General features: G+C 68.7%; 21 protein-coding genes. 14 read left to right on the top strand and 7 right to left on the bottom strand.

Translation table 11 applies throughout. The annotated features are described in order from the left end of the window. Positions 1-507 precede the first annotated feature (507 nt). Both bioB and AB0F43_RS34955 read left to right on the top strand, forming a co-directional pair. Complete coding sequence (gene bioB, locus AB0F43_RS34960) at positions 508-1,503, top strand: biotin synthase BioB (RefSeq protein ID WP_360487033.1); 996 nt, start codon at positions 508-510, stop codon at positions 1,501-1,503. Continuing rightward, complete coding sequence (locus AB0F43_RS34955) at positions 1,500-1,685, top strand: hypothetical protein (RefSeq protein ID WP_360487030.1); 186 nt, start codon at positions 1,500-1,502, stop codon at positions 1,683-1,685. Before bioB ends, AB0F43_RS34955 begins: the two co-directional genes overlap by 4 nt. On the opposite strand, the gene AB0F43_RS34950 is transcribed toward AB0F43_RS34955, so the two are convergent. Further along, a complete protein-coding gene (locus AB0F43_RS34950; protein ID WP_360487027.1) occupies positions 1,682-3,118 on the bottom strand; it encodes a S8 family serine peptidase in 1,437 nt (478 codons plus the stop codon). The two genes, AB0F43_RS34955 and AB0F43_RS34950, sit on opposite strands and share 4 nt — an antisense overlap. A 192-nt stretch (positions 3,119-3,310) precedes the next feature. On the opposite strand from AB0F43_RS34950, the gene AB0F43_RS34945 reads away from it, so the two are divergent. From AB0F43_RS34945 to guaA, 6 genes are read left to right on the top strand one after another with little or no spacing between them, the layout of a single operon-like run. Then, positions 3,311-4,624: an adenosylmethionine--8-amino-7-oxononanoate transaminase gene (locus tag AB0F43_RS34945; RefSeq protein WP_360487024.1), complete on the top strand. Its 1,314-nt coding sequence runs from the start codon at positions 3,311-3,313 to the stop codon at positions 4,622-4,624. Further along, complete coding sequence (locus AB0F43_RS34940; protein ID WP_360487021.1) at positions 4,624-5,745, top strand: 8-amino-7-oxononanoate synthase; 1,122 nt, start codon at positions 4,624-4,626, stop codon at positions 5,743-5,745. The genes AB0F43_RS34945 and AB0F43_RS34940 overlap by 1 nt, the downstream gene beginning before the upstream one ends. Beyond that, entirely contained in the window at positions 5,742-6,398 is a 657-nt protein-coding gene (gene bioD / locus AB0F43_RS34935; RefSeq protein WP_360487019.1) for a dethiobiotin synthase, read from the top strand. The genes AB0F43_RS34940 and bioD overlap by 4 nt, the downstream gene beginning before the upstream one ends. After that, a complete protein-coding gene (locus AB0F43_RS34930) occupies positions 6,395-7,459 on the top strand; it encodes a hypothetical protein (protein WP_360487015.1) in 1,065 nt (354 codons plus the stop codon). Before bioD ends, AB0F43_RS34930 begins: the two co-directional genes overlap by 4 nt. A 35-nt stretch (positions 7,460-7,494) precedes the next feature. Then, complete coding sequence (locus tag AB0F43_RS34925) at positions 7,495-7,680, top strand: hypothetical protein (RefSeq protein WP_360487012.1); 186 nt, start codon at positions 7,495-7,497, stop codon at positions 7,678-7,680. A gap of 21 nt (positions 7,681-7,701) precedes the next feature. Then, entirely contained in the window at positions 7,702-9,252 is a 1,551-nt protein-coding gene (gene guaA / locus AB0F43_RS34920) for a glutamine-hydrolyzing GMP synthase (protein WP_360487199.1), read from the top strand. On the opposite strand, the gene AB0F43_RS34915 is transcribed toward guaA, so the two are convergent. Next, positions 9,253-11,970, bottom strand: coding sequence for a hypothetical protein (locus AB0F43_RS34915; protein ID WP_360487009.1), 2,718 nt, complete (start codon positions 11,968-11,970; stop codon positions 9,253-9,255). A gap of 98 nt (positions 11,971-12,068) precedes the next feature. Here AB0F43_RS34915 and AB0F43_RS34910 point away from each other — a divergent pair, with 98 nt between their 5' ends. Then, the gene (locus AB0F43_RS34910; protein WP_360487006.1) at positions 12,069-13,250 is read left to right on the top strand and encodes a transposase; all 1,182 of its coding nucleotides are present in this window, start codon (positions 12,069-12,071) and stop codon (positions 13,248-13,250) included. Between the two features lie 39 nt (positions 13,251-13,289). Here the strand turns inward: AB0F43_RS34910 and AB0F43_RS34905 are convergent, their stop codons facing one another. Continuing rightward, on the bottom strand, positions 13,290-15,050 hold the full coding sequence (locus AB0F43_RS34905; RefSeq protein ID WP_360487003.1) for an HSP90 family protein: 1,761 nt from the start codon (positions 15,048-15,050) through the stop codon (positions 13,290-13,292). 114 nt (positions 15,051-15,164) lie between these two features. Here AB0F43_RS34905 and AB0F43_RS34900 point away from each other — a divergent pair, with 114 nt between their 5' ends. After that, positions 15,165-16,127: an endonuclease/exonuclease/phosphatase family protein gene (locus AB0F43_RS34900; RefSeq protein WP_360487000.1), complete on the top strand. Its 963-nt coding sequence runs from the start codon at positions 15,165-15,167 to the stop codon at positions 16,125-16,127. Between the two features lie 18 nt (positions 16,128-16,145). On the opposite strand, the gene AB0F43_RS34895 is transcribed toward AB0F43_RS34900, so the two are convergent. Next, positions 16,146-16,922 (bottom strand): TetR/AcrR family transcriptional regulator, encoded by a 777-nt coding sequence (locus tag AB0F43_RS34895; RefSeq protein ID WP_360486997.1) that lies wholly within the window; start codon positions 16,920-16,922, stop codon positions 16,146-16,148. A gap of 20 nt (positions 16,923-16,942) precedes the next feature. Beyond that, positions 16,943-17,782, bottom strand: coding sequence for an NmrA family NAD(P)-binding protein (locus AB0F43_RS34890; RefSeq protein ID WP_360486994.1), 840 nt, complete (start codon positions 17,780-17,782; stop codon positions 16,943-16,945). Between the two features lie 100 nt (positions 17,783-17,882). Between AB0F43_RS34890 and AB0F43_RS34885 the strand changes: the two genes are divergently transcribed. After that, positions 17,883-18,989: an Rv2578c family radical SAM protein gene (locus AB0F43_RS34885; protein ID WP_360486991.1), complete on the top strand. Its 1,107-nt coding sequence runs from the start codon at positions 17,883-17,885 to the stop codon at positions 18,987-18,989. Positions 18,990-19,038: 49 nt separating this feature from the next. Here the strand turns inward: AB0F43_RS34885 and AB0F43_RS34880 are convergent, their stop codons facing one another. Together AB0F43_RS34880 and map are read right to left on the bottom strand one after the other, a co-directional pair. After that, on the bottom strand, positions 19,039-19,452 hold the full coding sequence (locus tag AB0F43_RS34880; protein WP_360486988.1) for a hypothetical protein: 414 nt from the start codon (positions 19,450-19,452) through the stop codon (positions 19,039-19,041). Between the two features lie 68 nt (positions 19,453-19,520). Further along, entirely contained in the window at positions 19,521-20,288 is a 768-nt protein-coding gene (gene map / locus AB0F43_RS34875) for a type I methionyl aminopeptidase (RefSeq protein ID WP_360486985.1), read from the bottom strand. Positions 20,289-20,353: 65 nt separating this feature from the next. Between map and AB0F43_RS34870 the strand changes: the two genes are divergently transcribed. The 3 genes from AB0F43_RS34870 (at position 20,354) to AB0F43_RS34860 (ending at position 22,483) form a co-directional block, all read left to right on the top strand. Next, positions 20,354-20,632 (top strand): helix-turn-helix transcriptional regulator, encoded by a 279-nt coding sequence (locus AB0F43_RS34870; RefSeq protein WP_360486982.1) that lies wholly within the window; start codon positions 20,354-20,356, stop codon positions 20,630-20,632. A 56-nt stretch (positions 20,633-20,688) separates the two neighbouring features. After that, a complete protein-coding gene (locus tag AB0F43_RS34865; protein ID WP_360486980.1) occupies positions 20,689-21,867 on the top strand; it encodes a CapA family protein in 1,179 nt (392 codons plus the stop codon). A 61-nt stretch (positions 21,868-21,928) separates the two neighbouring features. Continuing rightward, complete coding sequence (locus AB0F43_RS34860) at positions 21,929-22,483, top strand: rRNA adenine N(6)-methyltransferase family protein (RefSeq protein WP_360486977.1); 555 nt, start codon at positions 21,929-21,931, stop codon at positions 22,481-22,483. The last annotated feature ends 87 nt before the right edge of the window (positions 22,484-22,570 follow it).

Genomic DNA, 22,570 nt, shown 5'->3' with positions numbered 1-22,570 from the left:
CTTTTGAAGCGGCTGGAACGCCTGGAAAGAGGCCAGAAAAGGGAGCAGGTCCCTCGGGAACGTTTCCGCCCAAATCGTTTCCCGAGGGACCCACTCAAGCCGGGGTGAGGCGCCCGGCGCTTTGGGATCGGGTCACCAACCACGGCTGGCGACCCGAGCTCTCAGTACCCCACTGTACATCCGATTCGAGAAGTTTCGACCTGCCCGGAGTGGTTGTGACCACTCTGCGTGCTGATCGTAATGTCCGACGCTGTATCGATTCTGATTAACACAGCGTCGCTCCTCGTAACGGGTGGCGGTCTCCTTGCGGTAACCGCCTCTGCACACATCAACGAGCCCTCTCACAGGGGGTTACGAGGTTTCTCCGGAAAAATCCAGAAAGTTTCCCCGAGGCTGCGGAGAGTGCTGAGTCACCCGGGGCCGGGGTGTTCCACGTGACGCCCCTCGCAGAGACATCGCCGTCGCCTGACTTACTGTGGGCCGACCGTCAGATGAGGCAGGAGAACGATGAGCGACATCCTCGAGGTGGCCCGGGAACAGGTTCTGGAGCAGGGCGTCGGCCTGACCCAGGAGCAGCTGATCGAGGTGCTGCAATCGCCCGACGACCAACTGGCCGATCTGCTCGCCCTCGCGCACGACGTCCGGGTGAAGTGGTGTGGTGAGGAGGTCGAGGTCGAGGGGATCATCTCGCTCAAGACCGGTGGCTGCCCGGAGGACTGTCACTTCTGCTCCCAGTCCGGTCAGTTCACCTCGCCGGTCCGCTCGGTCTGGCTGAACGTCCCCGAGCTGGTCGAGGCGGCCAAGGAGACCGCGAAGACCGGTGCGACCGAGTTCTGCATCGTCGCCGCCGTCCGTGGCCCGGACCAGCGGCTGATGTCCCAGGTGAAGGCCGGGATCGAGGCCATCAACGCCGAGGTCGACATCAACATCGCCTGCTCGCTCGGCATGCTCACCCAGGAGCAGGTGGACGAGCTCAAGGCGATGGGCGTGCACCGCTACAACCACAACCTCGAGTCGGCCCGCTCGTACTTCGGCGACGTCGTCACCACGCACTCCTTCGAGGAGCGCTGGGACACCTGCCTGATGGTCAAGGAGTCCGGCATGGAGCTGTGCTGCGGTGGCCTGGTCGGGATGGGGGAGACCCTCGAGCAGCGGGCCGAGCTGGCCGCGCAGCTGGCCGAGCTGGATCCGCACGAAGTGCCGCTCAACTTCCTGAACCCGCGACCGGGTACGCCGTTCGGCGACATGGAGGTGATGGACGGCAAGGACGCGCTGCGGACCATCGCCGCGTTCCGGCTGGCGATGCCGCGGACGGTCCTCCGGTACGCCGGCGGCCGCGAGCTGACCCTGGGCGACCTGGGCACCCGCGACGGCCTGCTCGGCGGTATCAACGCCGTCATCGTCGGCAACTACCTGACCACCCTGGGCCGTCCCGCGACCGCCGACCTCGATCTGCTGGCCGAGCTCAAGATGCCGGTCAAGGAACTGCAGAAGACCTTGTGAGCGAGCTGTACTGCGGCCGCTGTGGCCGGGAGCTGGCCGACGGCAGTCACGAGGACTGCCGCCGGGCCCTTGCGCTGGAGCCGCCCCGCTACTGCACCGAGTGCCGGCGCCGGATGATCGTCCAGGTCCACCCGATGGGCTGGTCGGCCCGCTGCTCAGCGCACGGAGAACTGTCCAGCTAACGTACGGCGTCGGACGCGGCCACCACGTCGACCAGGCCGTGTCCCTTGTCGTACGACGTACTTCCGCCACGCGGATCCGGTTGGTAGGCGGCTCCATCGGCGTACTGGTGTGCCGTCGAGATGAGCGCGCTCTCGATCTGGGCAGGGGTCGCGGAGGGGTTCGCCTGGAACAACTGGGCGACGATCCCCGCGATATGTGGCGCGGCCATCGACGTGCCGCTGATCGTGTTGTAGTTGCCGCCGTCCAGCGGAGCCAGACCGGTGGTGCAGATCGGCAGGTAGATCCGGCAGGACGAGGTGATGTCCTCGCCTGGCGCGGAGATGTCCGGGTAGGTGGAGACCGTGCCGTTCTTCCCCCGCGAGGAGAAGTCGGAGACCTGCCCGTCCCGGGTGCCGGTGCCGAGGTCGTTGTACGAGGCAACGGACAGGATGCCGCCGGTCGGGTCCTGGCCGGGCGGGTTGGTCAGCGATGCGCTGCCGTCGCCGCCGTCGTTGCCCGCGGCCCAGACCGTGACGACACCTTCGGCCGCGAGCGCGCGCTGCAGTTTGACCGTCGCTGAGTTCGGGTCGAACGCCCCACCGCCGGACGGGCCGTACGAGTTGTTGGTGACCGTGATCGGCGGGCAGGTGCTGGCCGGGACACCCGCGCCACAAGGTGCGGCATGATTCTCGAGCACCCAGTTGAGCGCTGCGTCGGCGCCGACGATGAGCAGGACGGCGCCGGTCGAGATGGAGACCAGTGATGCGCCCGGGGCCGCACCCTGCAACCTGGTCCCGTCGGCGAGGGTGACATTGCGTCCCGCGACGATCCCGTTGACATGTGTACCGTGACCGCCCCCCGACAGCAGGTCGGTGTCGAGCGAGCCCGCGTCGACCGGCAGGCAGAGCGTCTCGAGCAGCGGGTCGCAGACGATCTTCAGGTTCTTCACGACGGCCGAGCTGCCGTTGGCGTTCGTGAAGAACGGGTGGGTCGGGTCCACGCCGCTGTCGATCACCGCGACACTGACGCCACGCCCGTCCAGCGGCTGACCGTCCGCGCCGGTCCGGGTGGCCCCGGCCTCCGCGCCGCGGGTGGCTGTGTGCGAGGTGGAGGTCAGCAGCGTGATCGGCTGGTTGCCCTCGAGATACGTGACCCCCGGCTTCGTGCCGGCGGCGAGGATCTGCGACTTGGTGCCCTCGGCAACCACCACGCCGATCTTGTCGTACGTCGTCAGTTGCCGCAGGCCACTGGACTTGACCGCGGTCCGCGCGGCCGCGAGGTCGGTGCCGTGGACGAGGACCGTGGTCCGCTGGAGCAGCGGCTTGTCGAGGTGGCGGCTCAGGAACGGCTGGATCGGTGCCGAGGTGGTCTGCTCGGCGTGGACCGGCGTACTGACTGCCGCTGTCAGCAGGAAGGCTGCCGCGGTGACGATCAGGGGTCTGGAGCTGCGCATGTGTGTTCTCCTCACAGGGCCACGGCGCGCCGGGCGGGGCGTGGGATACGGGCCGGTAACAAATGCATGCTCAATGTAAGGGGGTGGACACGGATTGAGAAGGGCTGAGGAGAGGTGGCCCACATCGCGGCCACCCCGCACGGTCATACCTCTCGATCAGCGATTACCGTGTGGATCCTCAGAGGACGGAAGGTGGCAGCGGTGGTCGGTGAGTGGTTACAGCGGGATGCGGAGCGTCTGTGGCATCCGTACTCGTCGCTGACCGACCCGTCTCCGGTCCGCCTGGTGCGCGGCGCCGACGGCGTCCGGCTCCGGCTCGACGACGGGGCCGGCGGTACGGTCGAGGCGATCGACGCGATGGCGTCCTGGTGGTGCATGATCCACGGCTACCGCAACCCGGTGCTGGACCAGGCCGTGAAGAGCCAGGTGGACGACTTCAGCCACGTGATGTTCGGCGGGCTGACCCACGAGCCCGCCATCCGGCTCGCCGACCGGCTGGTCGAGATCACTCCCTCGCGGCTGGAACACGTCTTCTTCTGTGACTCCGGATCGGTCTCGGTCGAGGTCGCGATCAAGCTCGCGCTCCAGTATCAAGTTGCCCGAGGCAACAGTGGGCGGACCCGGATGCTGACCGTCCGTGGCGGCTACCACGGCGACACGTTCGCGCCGATGAGTGTGTGCGACCCCGTCAACGGGATGCACTCGCTGTTCACCGGCGCCTTGAAGCAACAGGTGTTCGGCCCGCAGCCGCCGGCCGGTTTCGATCGCCCGGACGTCGACCCGGAGTTCCGGGCCTGGGCCGCGGCCGTCTCGGCGCTCGCCGAGGAGCGGGCCGGCGAGCTCGCCGGGATCATCGTCGAGCCGATCCTGCAGGGTGCGGGCGGGATGTACCCGTACAGCCCGGCCTGCCTGCGCGTACTGCGTGACCTCGCCGACCGCCACGGCTTCCTGCTGATCCTGGACGAGATCGCCACCGGTTTCGGCCGGACCGGGACGCTGTTCGCCTCCGAGCACGCGGGGATCGAGCCCGACATCCTCTGTGTCGGCAAGGCCCTGACCGGCGGCTACCTCTCCATGGCAGCCACCTTGTGTACGACGGACGTCGCGCACACCGTGTCGAACGGTCCGGGGGGCGCGCTGATGCACGGCCCGACCTTCATGGCGAACCCGCTCGCCTGCGCGGTCGCGCTGGCGTCGATCGATCTGCTGCTGTCCCAGGACTGGGCCGGCCGGGTCGCGCGGATCTCCGCAGGTCTGTCGGCCGGCTTGGAGCCCGCCGCCTCGATGCCGGGGGTCAAGGACGTCCGCGTGATCGGCGCGGTCGGCGTCGTACAACTGGATGGTCCGGTGGACATGCAGCGGATGACGGACGCCGTGCTGCGGCGAGGTGTGTGGGTCCGTCCGTTCCGCGATCTCGTCTACACGATGCCGCCGTACGTCTGCACCGACGAGGAGATCGCGACCATCTGCACGGCGATCACGGGTGCTGTGCAGGAGGTCGGCTGATGCTCGAGGAGTGGCTCGCCCCGAAGGCCGCGGCGCTGGAGTCGCGTGGACTCACCCGGCGGCTCCGGGCACGGGCGGCGGATGAGCGGCCGATCGACCTGGCCGGCAACGACTATCTCGGTCTGGCGTCCGATCCGCGGTTGATCGAGGCCGCGGCTGAGGCGTTGCGTGTCTGGGGGACCGGGTCGACCGCGTCCCGCTTGGTCACCGGTACGACGGCTCTGCACGACGAGCTGGAGTCGTCGCTGGCGGCGTACGTCGGGCAGGAGTCGGCGCTGGTGTTCTCGTCGGGCTACCTGGCCAACCTCGGTGTGGTGACGGCGCTGGGCGGGCCGGGGACGCTGATGGTGTCGGACGATCACGTGCACGCGTCGCTGGTCGATGCCTGCCGGTTGTCGCGGTCACGGGTGGAAGTCGTCCCGCACAACGACGTCGAAGCGGTCTCGAAGGTGCTTGCTGAGCGCAACGAACCTCATGCGGTGGTGCTGACCGAGTCGGTCTTCAGCGTGTTGAGTGACGAGGCTCCGCTGCAGGAGTTGTCGGCGGCTGCTGTCGCCGCGGACGCCGTTCTGCTGGTGGACGAGGCTCATGGGCTTGGTGTCACCGGTGGTGGCCGGGGTTCGGTTGCGGCGGCCGGGCTCGCCGGACTCGATCACGTGATCGTCACGATGACGTTGTCGAAGGCAATGGCCAGCCAGGGTGGCGTCGTACTGGGGCCCGCGTTGTTGCGTGAGCATCTGGTCAATCGTGCGCGCTCGTTCATCTACGACACCGGGCTCAATCCGGCGGCTTGTGCCGCGGCGCTCGCCGCCCTTCAGGTGCTGAAGGATGAGCCTGACCGTCCGCTCGCCGTCCACGCGGCGGCAGCACAGCTCGCCTCGGCTTGTGGCGTACCGCCGTCGTCGGGGCCTGTCGTCTCCGTTCCGATGCCCGGCCCTCGTGAGACGGTGCGAGCCGCCGAGCTCTGCTCGGACCAAGGCGTCCGGGTCGGCAGCTTCCGTCCACCTTCGGTGCCCGACGGGATCAGCAGGTTGCGGTTGACCGCGAACGCGGGCCTGACGGCTGATGACCTGGACCGCGCCTGCGGTGTCGTCGTCGACGCGATCGGCCAGGTCTCATGATCATCATCGTCACCGGCACCGATACCGGCGTGGGCAAGACGATCGCGACCGCGGCGCTCGCCGTACGCGCGGCAGCGGCGGGCTCGGTCGCCGTCGTCAAGCCTGCGCAGACCGGCGTGACTCCTGACGAACCGGGTGACCTGGCCGAAGTCCAGCGCCTCACCGGCATCACCGACCTCCACGAAGGCATCCGGCTCCGCGATCCGCTGGCACCGACCACGGCGGCCCGTCGCGAAGGCGTTCCGCTGCCGACGGTCGAGGCGCAGGCCAAGTTCATCGACGACCTGGCGACGACTCGGGACACCGTCCTGGTCGAAGGTGCCGGCGGCCTGCTGGTCGGTTTGGACGAGGACGGTCGCGGCCTCGCCGATCTCGCCGCGCACCTCACGACCCCGTGCGCCTTCGTCGCGGTCACCCGCTCCGGCCTCGGCACGCTCAACCACACCGGCCTCACCATCGAGGCTTTGCGCAGCCGACAGCTCCCCGTCGAGGGCTTGATCATCGGCTCGTGGCCGGCGGAGCCCGATCTGGCCGAGCAGTGCAACCTCGAGGATCTGCCGGTCACGTCCGGCGTACCCGTGATCGCGCGCATCCCGGCCGGAGCCGGTCAGCTCGAGACCTTCGCCAGGGATGCACCTGGTTGGTTCCTGTGACCGGTTGTCCAGCTCGGTACGACGAGAAGCTCAGGTACTGGGTTGTCGACGACCCCGCGCTGGCCCGTGAGGTGTTGCTGGATCCAGAGACGTTCCGGCCGGACAACGCCGTACTGGCGCACACGCCGTTGTCGGTGAAGGCGTTGCGGGTGTTGTCGGCGGTGGGGTTCGCGTTGCCGCCGACCCTGGCGAACAACGCGGGGGAGTCGCATCGGCCGATTCGTGCCGCGGTCGCCAGGTTCTTCAGCCCGGCTCGGGTCGCCGCGATCGAGCCGCTTGCCCGGTCGTTGACCGCTTCGCGGGTAGCCGAGGCCGAGCGGTTGCTCCGGCACGGTCCGGTGGATCTGGTCGAGGTCGTCGCCGCTGAGCCACCGGCGCTCGTCGTACTCGACCTGCTCGGGTTGCAGGAGGTCGACGTACCCGCGCTGAAGGCGTGGAGCCGGGAGTCGCTGGAGCTGTTCTGGGGCTGGCCGGATGAGGACCGGCAGCTGGAGCTCGCGCACAGTGCGGCGGAGTTCTATGACTGGCTTCGCTCGCGTACGACGGGCGCGCGGCAGGACCCGGGTGACGACCTGTTCGGCGTACTGGTCAATCTCGGCCTCACCGACGAGGAAGTGTGTGCGGTCGGTTACTTCCTGCTGATCGCCGGCCAGGAGACCACCACCCAACTCATCTCCACCGCCTTCCACCGCTCGCTGGGGAAGACGGTTGATTCAGCCCAGGTGGTGGAGGACGTGCTGCGGGAGGCGTCTTCAGTACCGACCTGGCGTCGTGTCACCGCGCGGCCCGTGCCGGTCGGTGAGGTCGAGTTGCCTGCCGATGCCCCGGTCCTCCTCGGGCTCACCGGACACGGCGGGCCCGCGGATCTCGCCTTCGGCATCGGCATCCACCGCTGTCTCGGCGCCGGCCTGGCCCGGCTGGAGGCCCGGGTTGCTCTCGAGTGCGCGGCCGGCCTGCTGAGCGGCGTACGACTGGCCGAGGAGCCCCCGATGATCGATTTGCTGTCCTTCCGGGCGCCGAAGCGGCTGCTGGTGACTTCATCGGGCCGTAACGCGGAGTAACACCCTCGACGACTGCGGGCGATAGCGTCCGCCGGGTGAGCTTCCCACCTCGCCGCCGGGTGCGGCTGTGGTTCGGCCGGCACCTGCTCGCGGACTACATCGGCGACCCGGCCTCCGCCGACCGCCACGAAGCCGCCATGCGCCGCCGCTTCCCCGGCCTGCACATCACCAACGAGCCGCTGCGGACCTCGGATTACAACCCGGCTGACCTGCACCGATAGGCTTTGCGGGTGACCCAGGAAATTCCGCAGCATGAGCTGGTTCTGGTCGTCGACTTCGGGGCGCAGTACGCCCAGCTGATCGCGCGCCGGGTCCGCGAAGCGAAGGTGTACTCCGAGATCGTGCCGCACTCGATGCCGGTCGGGGAGATGCTGGCCCGCAACCCGAAGGCGATCATCCTGTCCGGCGGGCCGCAGTCGGTGTACGCCGAGGGCGCGCCGCGGGTCGAGTCCGGGCTGTTCGAGGCCGGGGTGCCGGCGTTCGGGATCTGCTACGGGTTCCAGGCGATGGCGCAGACGCTCGGCGGCGAGGTCCGGCGGACCGGGCTGCGCGAGTTCGGCCGGACACCGGTGACGGTGGGCTCGGCGGGCACGCTGCTGGCCGGGATCCCCGAGGACCTGAACGTGTGGATGTCGCACGGTGACGCGGTCCACGCCCCGCCGGCCGGCTTCGCCGTACTGGCCGCCTCCGAGGGCGCCCCGGTCGCGGCGTTCGAGGATCTGGAGCGCCGGCTGGCCGGTGTGCAGTGGCACCCCGAGGTGCTGCACTCGCAGGCCGGGCAGGCCGTGCTCGAGCACTTCCTGTACGACATCGCCGGCTGCAAGGGCGACTGGACCACCACGAACGTCGTGGAGGAGCAGGTCGAGCTGATCCGGCAGCAGGTCGGTGACAAGCAGGTGTTGTGCGCGCTGTCCGGCGGCGTCGACTCCGCGGTCGCGGCAGCCCTGGTGCACAAGGCGATCGGCGACCAGTTGACCTGTGTGTACGTCGACCACGGCCTGCAGCGCGCCGGTGAGTCGGACCAGATCGAGAAGGACTTCGTGGCCGCGACCGGGATCCGGCTCGAGGTGGTCGACGCGGAGGAGCAGTTCCTCGGCGCCCTGGCCGGGGTGACGGACCCGGAGCAGAAGCGGAAGATCGTCGGCCGCGAGTTCATCCGCACCTTCGAGGCGACCGCGCGCAAGGTGGACGCCGAGCGGCACATCGAGTTCCTGGTGCAGGGCACGCTGTACCCGGACGTGGTCGAGTCCGGCGGCGGGGCCGGCGCGGCGAACATCAAGTCGCACCACAATGTCGGCGGCCTGCCCGACGACCTGCAGTTCAGCCTGATCGAGCCGCTGCGGACGCTGTTCAAGGACGAGGTCCGCGAGCTCGGCCTGGCCGTCGGCCTGCCCGAGGCCATGGTCTACCGGCACCCGTTCCCGGGCCCCGGCCTGAGCATCCGGATCATCGGCGAGGTCACCAAGGAGCGCCTGGACATCCTGCGCGCCGCCGACCTGATCGCCCGCACCGAGCTGACCGCGGCCGGCCTGGACCGCGACATCTGGCAGTTCCCGGTGGTCCTGCTCGCCGACGTCCGCTCGGTCGGCGTCCAGGGCGACGGCCGCACCTACGGCCACCCCGTCGTCCTGCGCCCGGTCACCAGCGAGGACGCCATGACCGCCGACTGGGCCCGCCTCCCGTACGACGTCCTCGAACGCATCTCCACCCGCATCACCAACGAGGTCGACGAGATCAACCGCGTAACCCTGGACATCACCAGCAAACCCCCAGGCACCATCGAGTGGGAATGACTACTCGCTGAGTCGGGCTTCCAAGGTCGTGGCCTCCTGGTCGCGGCCTTGTTTGCGGAGGCGGTCGGTGAGGAGCCAGCCGGCGCGGTACCAGAGGTCGTGGCCGGTGGGGAGGCCGGTGAAGATCTCCTCGACCAGTTGCGTGTCGGTGGTGCCGTACTCGGCGACCAGGAGGCGGGCGTTGGTGCGCTGGTCCTCGAAGCCGCCTCGTTCGTAGTGCTCGGCGGCCTGGACTGCCTGCTGTACGGCGGTGTCCGTCTCGCCTTGCTGGAGCGCGATCACGGCCAGGTCCCAATGGACACCGGCGGTCTGGAACAGCACCCGCTGGTCGGCGGACGGCAGTGTGTCGAGCACTGGGCGAGTGCGCCCGACCAGCTCCTGGGCGTGCGGGAAGTTGCCCGCGTGCCGGGCCGACTGCGCTGCCAGCCGGAGGGCCTGCACCTGCTCGACCGGCTGCTCCGCTGTCTCGTAGCAAGAGGCAGCTGCCAGGAGGACGTCGACCGCCTCCTCGTCGCGGTTGAGCTGGCTCAGCAACAGGCCTTCGTCCTGCCGGACCATGCCGAGCCAGGCGGGATGTGCTTCCGGCGGGGCGGACGCGAGCAGCTCGCGCACCTTCGTCAGCGCGGACTCCAGCTCGCCTAGAGCCTTGTAGGCATCGATCAGTACGCCGCGGGTGTCGGCAAGCGCATCGCCGAGCTCATCGATGCTGCCCAGCACCGGCAGCGCCTCCTCACCCGTCTCGGCCGCTTCCAGCGGTCGTCCGGTCAGCAGGTACGCGCGAGCCAGCTCCAGCTGAGTCAGCGCGACGTGTACCTCCAGACCAGGCATCCCCGCCGCCAGTGCGACCGCTTCGGTCAGATCCTCGGCTGCCTCAGCGGGACGCTCCAGCTCCAGCCGAAGCCGGCCGCGCTGCTTGTACGCGAACGAGCGGGGCAGCTCGGCCGACGTACCAAGGCCGACCGTCGCCGCCGCCTCTGCCTCCTCGAACCGGCCGAGCTGGGCGAGCAGGTTGCACTCCAGGATCGCAGCACCCGCGCGGAGATCCTCCTCGATGTCAGTGCGCTGGCGGAGCGCAGCCAGCTCCCGTACGGCGTCCTCCGGCCGGTCGGCCTGGGCGTACATGGTCGCCAGCGAGTACTGCCAATGGCCACGGCGCTGTGGCTCGTCGTTGGCCAGCAACCAGCGCAGCGGTTCCTCACCGGTCGCCAGGCCCTCGTCGATCTGGCCGTTCTCACACAGCAGCCGGCCGATGCGTCCGCGGTCGCGCAGTACGCGGACCTCCTCGCCCGCCTCGGCGTACAACGCGAGTGCCTCGCGCCAAGCCTCGAGTGCCACGTCCGGCTGGTCGTGCGCCACCAGCCCACGACCATCCAGTACCCGCGCCCGGTCCACCGCCGTCCACTCGTCCGCCGGCACCTCCCGCTCGAAGGCCTCCCAAGCAGCGGTCGCCTCGTCCGGCCGCGCCTGCTGCCACGCCTCCTCCGCCCGATCCAGCCACTCACGCCCAGACGGCTGCCGGCCAGCAGCCGCGTCCCCGCCTGCCGCGTCTCCCGCAGTCGGTCCGTCTCCCGCGCTTCCTGCACCCTCTAGCGCGTCCGTAGGCTGCGGGCGGGCTTCTTGCTTGCGCAGCTGCGCCCGCCGCGCGGTCTCCGACAGCGGCAGGTACTCCACCCACGGCTCGGCCGTCAGCATCGCCTGGATCGTCGCACTGCGATGTGTCGTCCCGTTTCGCGCATCGAACTGCGCAGCCAACTCCAGCGCACGCCCGGCCAACTGCTCACTCAGCACCGCAGCCGGCATCGCCTCGGTCTTCGGCAGCCGGATCATCAATCCGTCCACCCGGCCGAGCGCGTGCGCGGCCGCCGCGGCGAACGTCATCTCCGCGTACGGCGACGGCGGGTCGTCGAACTCGGGCAGGTGCCGCTCGATCAGCTCCACGGCCTTCAGCTCGTTGCCGGTGCGGGCCAGGAACGCGACGTGGTCCGCGTGCTCACTCAGCTCACCGACCCGGCCGCGCAGGATCCGGTACCCCTTCCGGTGCGCGTCCACCGCCTCGGAATACATGCGCTCGGCAACGTACGCCGGCAGCAACGCGGTCAGCATCTGCTGCGGTTGCTCGGCGCAGGTCAGCTGCCCGTCCAGTACGTTCATGGCCAGCGCGACGGCGTCCGCCGTACGCCCGACGCTGGTCAGGTGGTGGACCTTCGACGTGGGGTCACAGCCGACACAGTCGGACAGGTCGTCGCGTGGCGCGGTCGACCACAGCCGGAACTGCTCGGCCGCCGTCTCCACGTCGCCGATGTGGTGCGCGACCAGCCACCGGTGCTGATGGACGGCGTGCATGCTGTGGCCGCTGACGCGCCACCGCCGTTCCATGTCGTCCAGCACGGCGTACGCCCGGTCCAGTGGGACCTCGGGGAACTTGGTCAACGTGCTCGGGGCGTACTTGAAGCACCAGTGGAACAGGTGCGAGTACTCCTGGTACTTGCCCGGGTCCGCGTCCCAATCGGCCACACACCGTGCGAACGGCACCAGCGACTTCCGCGGCTCACCACCCATCACGTACGCCGTCACCAGCGCCAGACGACTGTAGAACGCCAGGTCGTCCGCACCCTCGGCGTCAGCCCGCCGTACGACGTCCTCCAGCAGAGCCGAGCGTGCTTTCCCGTACGGCGTGCTCTCCGCGCGCTGGAGCCGGTCGATCAGGTCCTGGTTCATCGGAGTGATGGCGTGGAAGCCCCGTCTTTGACGGCGGGGGAGGAACGCCATCTCCCTCCCTTCGGGAAGTGTCGGTGTGGACTGGTTGGGTTCTGTGTGTGTCCCGATACCGCCTCGCTCCGACACCTGCTCAGGATGCGGCGTTGCTGGAGCAGTGTGCGCACGCCAGGTTCGTGTGGAACCTTGCGCTCGAGCAGTGGTCGATGTGGCGGCCCGGTCGCCGTTCCTACGCTCCCCGGTTCGTAGAGCAGGCACGCCAACTCACCGAAGCCCGCGCCGACAACGATTGGTTGCGCGCTGGGTCGCAGATGGTGCAGCAGCAGGCGTTGCGGGATTTCGATCAGGCCGTGGCTCGGTTCTTCGCCGGCACTCACCGACGCCCGACGTGGCGCAAGGCCGGTCAGCACGAAGGCTTCCGGGTCGTCGGCCCGCAGGCGTCCCGAACGGAGAAGCTGTCGCGGAAGTGGGGCCGGATTCTCGTCCCGAAGGTCGGCTGGATCAAGTTCCGGCTGTCCCGCCAGTTGCCGGAGGCCCAGTCGTATCGGGTGACGCGCGATTCCGTCGGTAGGTGGCATATCGCTTTCGCGGTGGTCCCGGACCCGATCCCGGCACCAGGTACCGGGGAGGTTGTCGGCGTGGACCGTGGCGTGACTGTGTCGGCTGCGCTGTCGACCGGGGAACTCTTGTCCTGCCCTGGACTCACTCCAGGTGAGAAGATCCGTCTCCTCCGGTTGCAGCGCCGTCTCGCCCGGGCTCAACGCGGCTCGAACCGGCGCGTCAAGACCAAGACGGCGATCGCCAAGCTGAAGGCGCGGGAAGTGGACCGGCGGAAGAACTGGGTCGAGCAGACCTCCACCGACCTGGCGCGTCGCTTCGACGTGATCCGGGTCGAGGATCTGAAGATCCCGAACATGACTCGCTCCGCCAGGGGGACGGTCGCCGCGCCGGGGAGGAACGTGCGCCAGAAGGCAGGCCTGAATCGCGGGATCCTTGCGAACGGCTGGGGACGATTGGTCGAGCGACTGGAGCACAAGGCTGCCGGCCGGGTCGAGAAGGTCCCGGCGGCCTACACATCGCAGACGTGTTCGTGCTGCGGGATCGTGGACAAGAAGGCGCGCGAGAGCCAAGCCGTCTTCTTGTGCCTGCCCTGCGGCTACACCGCGAACGCCGACGTGAACGCAGCTATCAACATCGCGGCAGGACGTGCCGTGACAGCGCGTGGAGCCGATGCAATTCCGTCGGCGTTGAAGCGTGAACCTCAACTCGCTACCTCCGCGTAGATGAGTGGAAATCCCCGTCCTTCAAGGCCGGGGAGGACGTCAACGGGTCGGGTCCTCCTGGGTCGGCACGGCTTGGTCAAGCAGACCGAGGAAAGAGCGGTTCACCAGCGCGGAGTCGGCCGGGCTGATCGGGTGGTAGCCGAGCATCAATGCGTGCCCGTACAGGCCTTCTACCGCGAGCTGTGCGAGCTCACGGTCGTTCAGCGACGCCATCCGTCGTACCAGCGGACTGCGGTGGTTGAGCACGAGCTGTGGGCGGCTGTCGTCGTGGGTGTCGAGTGCACCGAGCACCTCCGACCAGAGCGCGTCGGCGCGGTCCTTGGTGGCTCTGAGCTCACTGGCGAACTGGGCGGACCGGTCGACCAGGTAGAGCGCCGGCAGGCTGGCCGGCTCGAAGGCACGGACCACTACCTCGCAGCCGACCGGGTCCAGTGCGTCCTGCGCCAGCTGGACGAACGGGCGGAGCTGCAACTCGGTGTCCGGGTCAAGACTGTCGAAGCTGGTGCTCAGCTCGGTCGGGTCGAACCGGGTGGTGACGAGGCCCGGCACCACGTCCGGCAGCCGTTCGAGCAGCTCACTGTCGTAGGTGTAGCCGCCGTTCACCACCGTGATCTGCTGTGCGGCGGCGACCGCCGCCAGCTGGCGGAACTCCTCGATGGTGGCGACGTACCGGATCTCGCCGGTGCGCTCCTGCAGCTCGGCGGTCGTCATCCGGCCGTGGTTCGTCTCGAAACGTAGCCAGCGGTGGACCAGCCGGAGCATCTCGTCGTCGTGCAACGCCAGGGCCTTCACCCCGAGTTGATGGATGCCGAGGAACTTGTCGAGCTTGGCCGGGTCCGTACTGCCGAGCCGGACCAGCCAGCCGCGCAGCTGCGCACCGAGCGCGTCCCGGGTGGCCTCGAGGTTGCCGTCGTCGAAGAGCGCCTCGCGGCTCGCGGTCGGCCGCAGCTCGGAGGTGTCGATGACCGCGCGGACGAAGAACGCCCAGTCGGGCAGCAGGCCTTCGACGTTCTCCGCGAGCAGCATCCGCTTCAGGTAGACGCGGTGCGTCGCGCGCTCGGCGGGGTTGGCCGCGAACGGCAACACGAACGCGACACCGGTGAGCCCGGCGGCCGGGTTGTTCAGGTGGATCACGTCGAACGGCGTGAACCCGAGCTTGTCCTGCGCGTAGCCGACCAGGTCGGCCAGTCCCGCTCCCTCCCAGGGCGCCTTGCCGTCCGTGACCTGCTCGCCGTCGACCCGGATCTCGATCGGCAGCAGCGCTCCGAACAGCCGGATCAGTTCGACCACCGTGGCCTGCTTGTACCACTGCTCCGCACCACGCCGGGCCTTGAGCGTGACTGTCGTACCGACCTCGGACCGGTCCGCGGTCTCCGCGATCAGGTAGCGGCCGTCCGCCGTACCGATCCAGCGGGTCGCCGGACCGCCGGCGGGCTGGGTGACGACCTCGATCTCGTCGGCGACCATGAAGGCGGACAGCAGGCCGATGCCGAACTGGCCGAGGAACTCGGTCCGGGCGAACCCGATCTCGTCCCGCTTCGAGCTGCGCCCGATCGTCGCCAGCAGCTCCCGGACCTCGTCCGGCCCGAGCCCGATCCCGGTGTCGCTGATGCTCAGGACGTCGTCCGCCGTCCGTACGTCGATCCGCCGCGGCGCCTGGGGATCCTTGGCCTGCCGGGCGGTGATCGCGTCGACGGCGTTCTGCAGCAGCTCGCGCAGGTACACCCGCGGGCTGCTGTAGAGATGGTTGCTCAGCAGATCGACGATCCCCTGCAGATCGACCTGAAAGTTCTCACTCACCTGGGCAACCTACGGCATTCCAGGTCCGCACTCCGAAGTTGGCAACTGTTCGCTTCGGGTTGGTGACGGGCGGTGGTGAACGGCGTACTTTCGTCACTAGGGAGGGGTGGGGACATGACGCTGACAGTGGGGACCTTCAATCTGAACAACCTGTTCGACCGGTGGAACTTCGCGGGTGCGGTGGACGTGCTCGCACGCGGGACGAGTTCGGTTCCGGCGACGTACACCTTCGACGACGAGCACCGCCGCCGGCTGCAGCTGGACAGCCGGGGCAAGCTGCTGGTGGCCAAGAAGCCTGAGGACACCAACCGCGTCGCCGAGCGGCTGCTCGCGGCGGACGTCGACGTGTGGGTGGTGCAGGAGGTGGAGAACGCCGACGTCCTGCGTGAGTTCAACCGCGAGCACCTGAGCGGCGGGTACGAGCACGTGATGGTGATCGACGGCAACGACTCGACCCGGTTCATCGACATCGGCATCCTGTCGCGGCGGCCGCTCGGTGGCGTGACCAGCTACCAGCGGACGTTCCACCCCGAGGTTCCGGACCGGCCGATCTTCTCCCGCGACCTGGTCGAGGCGGAGATCCTGGACGCGCGCGGCCGCAAGGTGCTGACCGTGTTCGGGACGCATCTGAAGTCGAAGTTCGTCGACTTCACCGTCGAGGATCCGGTGGCGGCGTTCGAGGCCGCGCAACTGTTGCGGACGCGGCAGGCGGACACGATCATGCGGATCATCGCCCAGCGGACGAGCACGCGGCAGCGGTTCCTGCTGTGCGGGGACATGAACGACACCCCGGACTCGCCCGCGCTGACGGCGTACCAGAAGGCCGGTCTGGTCAACGCGCTGCTCACGCCGACGGAGATCGGCACGGTGACGACGACTGTCGACCTGCCGGCGACCCCGGCCTGGACGTCGACGTTCAAGGAGGCCGGGCAGCTGCGGACGTTCGACCTGATCGACCAGATCTGGCTGTCACCGGCGTTGGCGCCGCGACTGCGCGAGGCGTTCATCGGCCGGCGGCGGAAGCTCGAGCGGGACGGTACCGATCACGACCCGGCCTGGATCTCCCTTGATCTGTAGCGGCTGGATCCCTTTGATTTACAGGGTTTCCGCCTGGGCCTGGATCCCGTCCAGGAGGCGGTCGAGGCCGTAGCGGTACGTGTCGGCGGCGGCCTCGGCCACGCTGTCCTGATACCCGTTCGCGTGCCAGATCGCCGTCATCGCGGGATGTCTTTCGACGTCGAAGTACGTTTCCCAGAGGTCGTTGCGCTCGTACCACCACGCCTCGTTGCTCTGCCCGGTCGCGCGTTCGACCAGCAGGTTCTCGGCCTCCAGTCCGGCGGCGGAGTCGACGTACGTCGTGATGGCGAGAGCGGCCGTGTTCGTGTCGCGCGGGCTGAGGTTGAGGGGGAGGAGAGTGGCCAGCAGGTACTCGCGGCCGGCCAGCATGCCGGGGCCGACGGGTGGGCGGACGGTGGAGACCCGGGCGAGCCATGGGTGGCGCTGGAACATCGCCCGGGTCTGTTCGGAGTACAGCTCGACCTGCTCTCGCCAGTCCGCCGGCCTGGGCTCGCCAGGGCCGGGCAGCTGCCGCTCCGCCAGCACCTCGTCGACCATGAGGTCGAGCAGTTCCTCCTTTGATGGCACGTAGGTGTAGAGCGTCATAGTGCCTACACCGAGTGCCTTGGCTACCCCACCCATGGAGGCTGCGTCGAGTCCACGCTCGTCGGCCAACTGGATGCCGGTGCGTACGACGTCGTCTACATCCAGTGAGGGCCGTCTGCCGGCGCTGCGTCGTACCTGCTGTCGGGTGTTTCGCCAGAGCAGAGCGAGGGTGCGCTCCGGTTGACCTCCGCCGCTGTGCCGCACTGTCACAGTGCACAGCGTGCCATGCGTCACCGGAAGGCGTCGGCGTTGGCTATGGCCCAGTCGCGGTAGGTCGTGGCCGGGCGGCCGGTGAGAGCCGGCACTGTCGGCTCGGGGGTCATCGGGTGCTCGGCCATCATCCGGAAGCCGTCGAGCAGCCACTGTGCGGTCTCGGCGCCAAGGAACGGCGTCCAGACGGACATGTACTGCTCGGGTGACTGCTCCTCGAACTTGAGCTCACGTCCGATGGCCTGGGCGATGTACTCGACCTGCTGTGGAGCGGTCAGCCCTTCTGGGCCGCTCATGGTGAGCTTCTGGCCGGTGAACCTCTCCTCTTCGTCGAGCAGGACGACCTTCGCCACGGCCGCGATGTCGGCCAGGTCGATCGGGGTCTGGACACCCGCGGGGTGGGGCGCGCGGACGATGCTCTCGGCCCTGATCGAGGGCGCCCAGTCGAGAGTGTTGTTCATGAACTGACCCGGCCGCAGGTGCGTCCACGCGAACCCGGCTTGCTCGATCGCCCGCTCGACCTTGTAGTAGTGCCACTCGGCCGGATCACCTTGCGCCTCGTACTCGGCGGGTTCACCGGACAGTACGACGACCCGCCGTACGCCGGCCTCCTGTGCGCAGGTGACGAAGTCGTCGACGTACGCCGGAAGCGGAGCGAGGTAGACCGTGTCGATGTCGCGCAGCGCGGCGGGGAGCGTCTCGGGTTTGCCGAGATAGCCCTTCGCGACCTCGACGCCGGCGGGGAGCGCGGCCTTCTTCGGGTTGTTGGTGAGTGCCCGGACCGGTGCTTTCGCTGCCACCAGCTCGTCCACGAGCAGTCGTCCGACGCTGCCGGTCGCGCCGGTCACCAGGATTGTCATGGGATCTCCCTTCGGTTATTTCCGTAGGGTATACGGGAATCGACTCGGGTGCACATGAGCGGACTTGAAGATCTGGCGAACATGTGTTCGACTGTGGTGCATGAGATGGGCTGGTCAGCAGGTCGACGCGGAGACCCCGGGGACGTTGCCGGGGCTCGGGTCGATCGCGGGCCTGGTCCGGTCGGTGACCACGCCGGAGTTCCGCGGCATCACCTTCCATGAGGTGCTGGCCCGCTCCGCGCTCAACTCGGTGCCCGGGACGTCGCTGCCGTTCAACTGGACGATCAACCCGTACCGCGGCTGCACCCACGCCTGCCGGTACTGCTTCGCCCGTCCGACGCACCGCTACCTCGAGCTCGACCAGGGGGCCGACTTCGACCAGCAGATCGTGGTGAAGACGAACGTGGTGGAGGTCCTCCGGCGCGAGCTGGCCAGGCCGTCCTGGACTGGGGAACAGGTTGCCTTGGGCACCAATACCGATCCGTACCAGCGGGCCGAAGGGCGCTACCGGCTGATGCCGGGAATCATCGAAGCGCTGGCGGGCTCGGGGACGCCGTTGTCCGTGCTGACCAAAGGCACCCTGCTACGCCGCGACCTGGACCTGCTGGTCGCGGCCGCCGCCGAGGTCCCGGTCGGCCTCGGCGTCTCCCTTGCCCTGGCGGACGAGGAGCTCCGCACCCTGGTCGAGCCCGGTGTCCCCTCGGTCCGCGGCCGCCTCGACCTGATCCGTTCCATCCGCGAAGCAGGTCTCCCGTGCGGCGTCATGGTCGCCCCAGTCCTGCCGTGGCTCACCGACTCGGTCGAGCAGCTCGACCACCTCCTCGGCGAACTGGCCGCCGCCGGCGCCACCGGAGTCACCACCCTCGTGCTGCACTTGAGGCCTGGCGTCAAAGAGTGGTTCATGAGTTGGCTGGCCCAGACCCGCCCGGACCTGGTCTCCCGCTATCAATCCCTCTACGCGCACGGCGTCTACGCCGCCCCCAGCTACCAAACCGCCTTCGAAGCCAAGGTCCGCCCCCTCCTCGACAAACACGGCTTCGGCCGAGGCTCTCACCACCGCTCCGACCCCATCGCCGGCTCAAACTCCACCCCCGCCCGCGTCCGCACCCCCCGCCACCGCAACCCAGTCCGCCACCCCCGAGGCACCCGCCACCCGGCCCCGCTCCCACCCGCAACCCCCGACCTCAACCAACAGACCCTCTTCTGAGCTGGTGTGGGGCGCCTGAACGCCGCGAAGACGGCACTGCAGAGTCTGGCTAGGTGCCCTCGTCGTCGCTCTGCTTGATGTCTTCGGCCACCTTCTCTTTGAAGGGTTTGAGCGTCTTGTACAACTTGTCGGGCGAGGTCGCCTTCTGGGGATCGGCCTCCCCGAGCAGCCAAGGGGCCGCATCGACCGCCGTCCGCCACGCCACCTCTTCAGGGTCGGTGTCGCCGTGATCAGTAGCAACCCGCTCCGGCGCAGCCTCGATCTTGTCGAGGTAGACGTTCGTGTACTGACCGCGCTCCTCCGTGTGGTACTCGATCCGGGCGCGCTGACCTTCCAGCCGGGATGCCTGGTCACCGATCGCCTCGCGGAAGGTCGTGTACTCGTTCCCCTCCGCGTCCCGCACGACGTACCGAGTGTTTCCACCGCGCGTCTGAAGCTGCCGAACCGACTCGACAGTACTCACGGTCTCCATCCAAGTCCGGTACCCGCCCGAGCTATGCCTCAGACAGCCGTGGGGTAGGCGGGGGAGAACTACAGCAGGGTGAGGATTTGGGGCCCGGATTCGGTGATGGCTACGGTGTGTTCGGCGTGGGCGCCTCGGGTTCGGTCGGCGGAGCGGAGGGTCCAGCCGTCTTCGTCGATGACGTAGGTGCTGGTGGAGCCGGACCAGAACCACGGCTCGATGGCGAAGACGTGGCCGGGGCGGAGTTTGAGGCCGCGGCCGGGGCGGCCGGCGTTGGGGATGTGGGGGTCCTCGTGCATGCGCCGGCCGATGCCGTGGCCGCCGAAGTCGAGGTTGGTGCCGACTCCGGCCGCGCCGCCGACCCGGGCGATGGCGGCGCTGATGTCGCCTAGCCGGTTCCCGGGGACGGCCTCGGCGATCCCGGCCGCGAGCGCCTTCTCGGTGGTCGCGATCAAGTCCAGGTCCTCGGCGCGCGGCGTACCGACGCAGAAGCTGATCGCGGAGTCCGCGCACCAGCCGTCGACGGAGGCGCCACAGTCGACGTTCAGCAGGTCACCGTCCTGGAGCTCGAGGTCTCCGGGCAGGCCATGCAGGACGGCGTCGTTGACCGACGTACAGATCACACCGCTGAACGGGCTCGTCGCGAACGACGGCTGGTATCCCTCGAACAGCGAAACCGCACCGGCCGAACGCAGTACGTCGCGCGCCACCGCGTCGAGCTCGCGCAACGACATGCCGACCGCGGCTTCCTTCTTCACCGCGGCCAGTGCGGCGGCGACCGCCCGGCCGGCGGCCCGCATCCGCTCGATCTCCGCCGGAGTCTTCAACTCGACCATGCCCGCTCCTCGACCCTCGATGGCCACACGCCCGGGATAACTATACCGGTACTATAATCACGGTCATGGTCCGACCACCTCTGTCCAGCTGGGACCGTGAGCGGGGCCGGCAGCTCGGCCGCCTGCTCCGGGAGGCGCGCGGTGAGCGCAGTATGGTGGAGGTGGCGGCGGCCTGCGGGGTCTCCGTGGACACCCTTCGCAAGATCGAGACCGGTCGCATCCCGACCCCGGCGCTGTTCACCGTCGCCGCCGTCGCCGCGACCCTCGACCTCTCGCTCGACACCTTGGTCGAAGCCTGCCAGGACAACCCGACCCGACAGGACGACTCCAACCTGATCGCGTAGCGCAACGAACCAAACGGCTGAGTGGGGCGTCTCCCAAGTAACAAAGGGGGCGCGGGATGGCAGTACGACGACGGGCTGTGCTGGGGGCGATGCTCGCCGGAGCGGGAGTACTCGCGACGACGGGTTGTATCGCAGACACCGCCGCGGACACCGGCTCCAACCGGGGCAACGGCAACGGCAGTGGCCCGGCGAGCACCCAGAAGACCGAGGAAAACAAGGCGGATCAGCCCGATCGGATCACCCTTGTGGCGACCGGCGACGTACTGCTGCACGAGCGTCTCTGGACCACCGCAACGCGCGACGGCCGCGATGGTGACTGGGATTTCGCACCGGTGATGAGCAGTGTGAAGCCGCTCGTCCAAGAGGCCGATCTCGCGGTCTGCCATCTCGAGACACCGCTTGCTCCGATCGGCGGCCCGTACCGCGGCTACCCGCTCTTCCAAGGGCCGCCGCAGATCGCGAGCGCGCTGAAGCAGACCGGGTACGACGTCTGTACCACCGCCAGCAATCACAGCTTCGACAGCGGTGCCGCCGGCGTCGACCGAACCCTGAAGACGCTCGAGCAGGCAGCCCTGCGGCACGCAGGTACGGCCCGTACGCCGGAAGAGGCGGAAACTCCGACGATCGTCGACGTTCGCGGCGTGAAGATCGCGTTGCTCAGCTACACCTTCGGCTTCAACGGCCTGCCGTACCCGGACGGCGAGACCTGGCGGGCCGGCACGATCGACGTACCGGCGATCAGGGCGATGGCACAGAAGGCGCGTGATCGCGGCGCCGAGATCGTGGTCGTCAGCTGTCACTGGGGCACCGAGTACTCGAGCAAACTCAACGCCCAGCAGCGCGCGGTCGCACCGCAACTGCTTGCCGACAGCAACATCGATCTGCTGCTCGGGCACCATGCCCACGTCGTCCAGCCGATGGAGCAGCACCACGGGAAGTGGGTCGCGTACGGCCTCGGCAATCTGGTGGCCGCGCACCGCGAGCCCACGAGCCCCAAGGCCGAAGGCCTCCTGGTCCGCTTCACCTTCCAGCGGGATGGCGACCGATGGACCACCGCGGAGGCCGAGTACGCACCGCTGCTGATGACGGACGCGTTGCCCGTTCGGGTTCTCGACGTACGGCGTGAACTCGCCACGACCGGACTGGCGGCGGCTCGGCGTACCCGGCTGGAGCGGGCAGAACGCCGTACGACGGCAACCGTCACGTCACTCGGGGCAACGCCGAAAATGCTTTGAAGGTGTCCGGTACGCGGGGCTAGGGTCGGGCGCATGAGTACGTACTTCGTGATGGTCCGTCGTGCCCGCCTCCGGGCAGGCGCGGGGTGCCTGGGGATGGCATCCGCTCGATAGTCGTTGGGCCCAACGGGTCGTGGACGCGGCCGGGGTCGAACCCGGTGAGCTCGTCCTCGACGTCGGGGCCGGACTCGGTGCGCTGACGGCACCGCTGGTCCGGGCCGGAGCCCAGGTCGTCGCCGTTGAACTCCACCCTGGTCGTGCCGACCGATTGCGCCGGCGGTTCGCGGACGCACCGGTGACGGTGGTCCGTGCCGATGCCGCCGATCTGCGGTTGCCGTCACGGCCGTTCCGGGTGGTGTCGAGTCCGCCGTACAACATCTCCACCGCACTGCTGAAGCGCTTGCTGGCACCTGGCTCTCGCCTGGTGTCGGCGGATCTCGTGCTGCAGCGGGCGGTGGCGAATCGGTGGTCCCGCGGTGACGCGCCCGGGGCGAACCGGTGGTTGCACCACTACGACCTGTCGATCGGTCTTCGCCTTCCCCGAAAGGCTTTCACCCCACCGCCGCATGTCGATTCAGCTGTCCTCGTACTGCGGAAACGCCGTACCCGATCCTAGGAAGAGCAAGAACCCCCTGACCGTCAGGCCAGGGGGTTCTTGCTGTTGGCAACTAGGTCGCGCCTGGTAATTCAGCGCCGTCGCGAG

The sequence above is a fragment of the Kribbella sp. NPDC023972 genome, assembly GCF_040639075.1.
GTDB lineage: Bacteria > Actinomycetota > Actinomycetes > Propionibacteriales > Kribbellaceae > Kribbella.
Note: the sequence above shows the minus strand (reverse complement) of the source record. Positions and strands in the feature narration are given on the sequence as shown.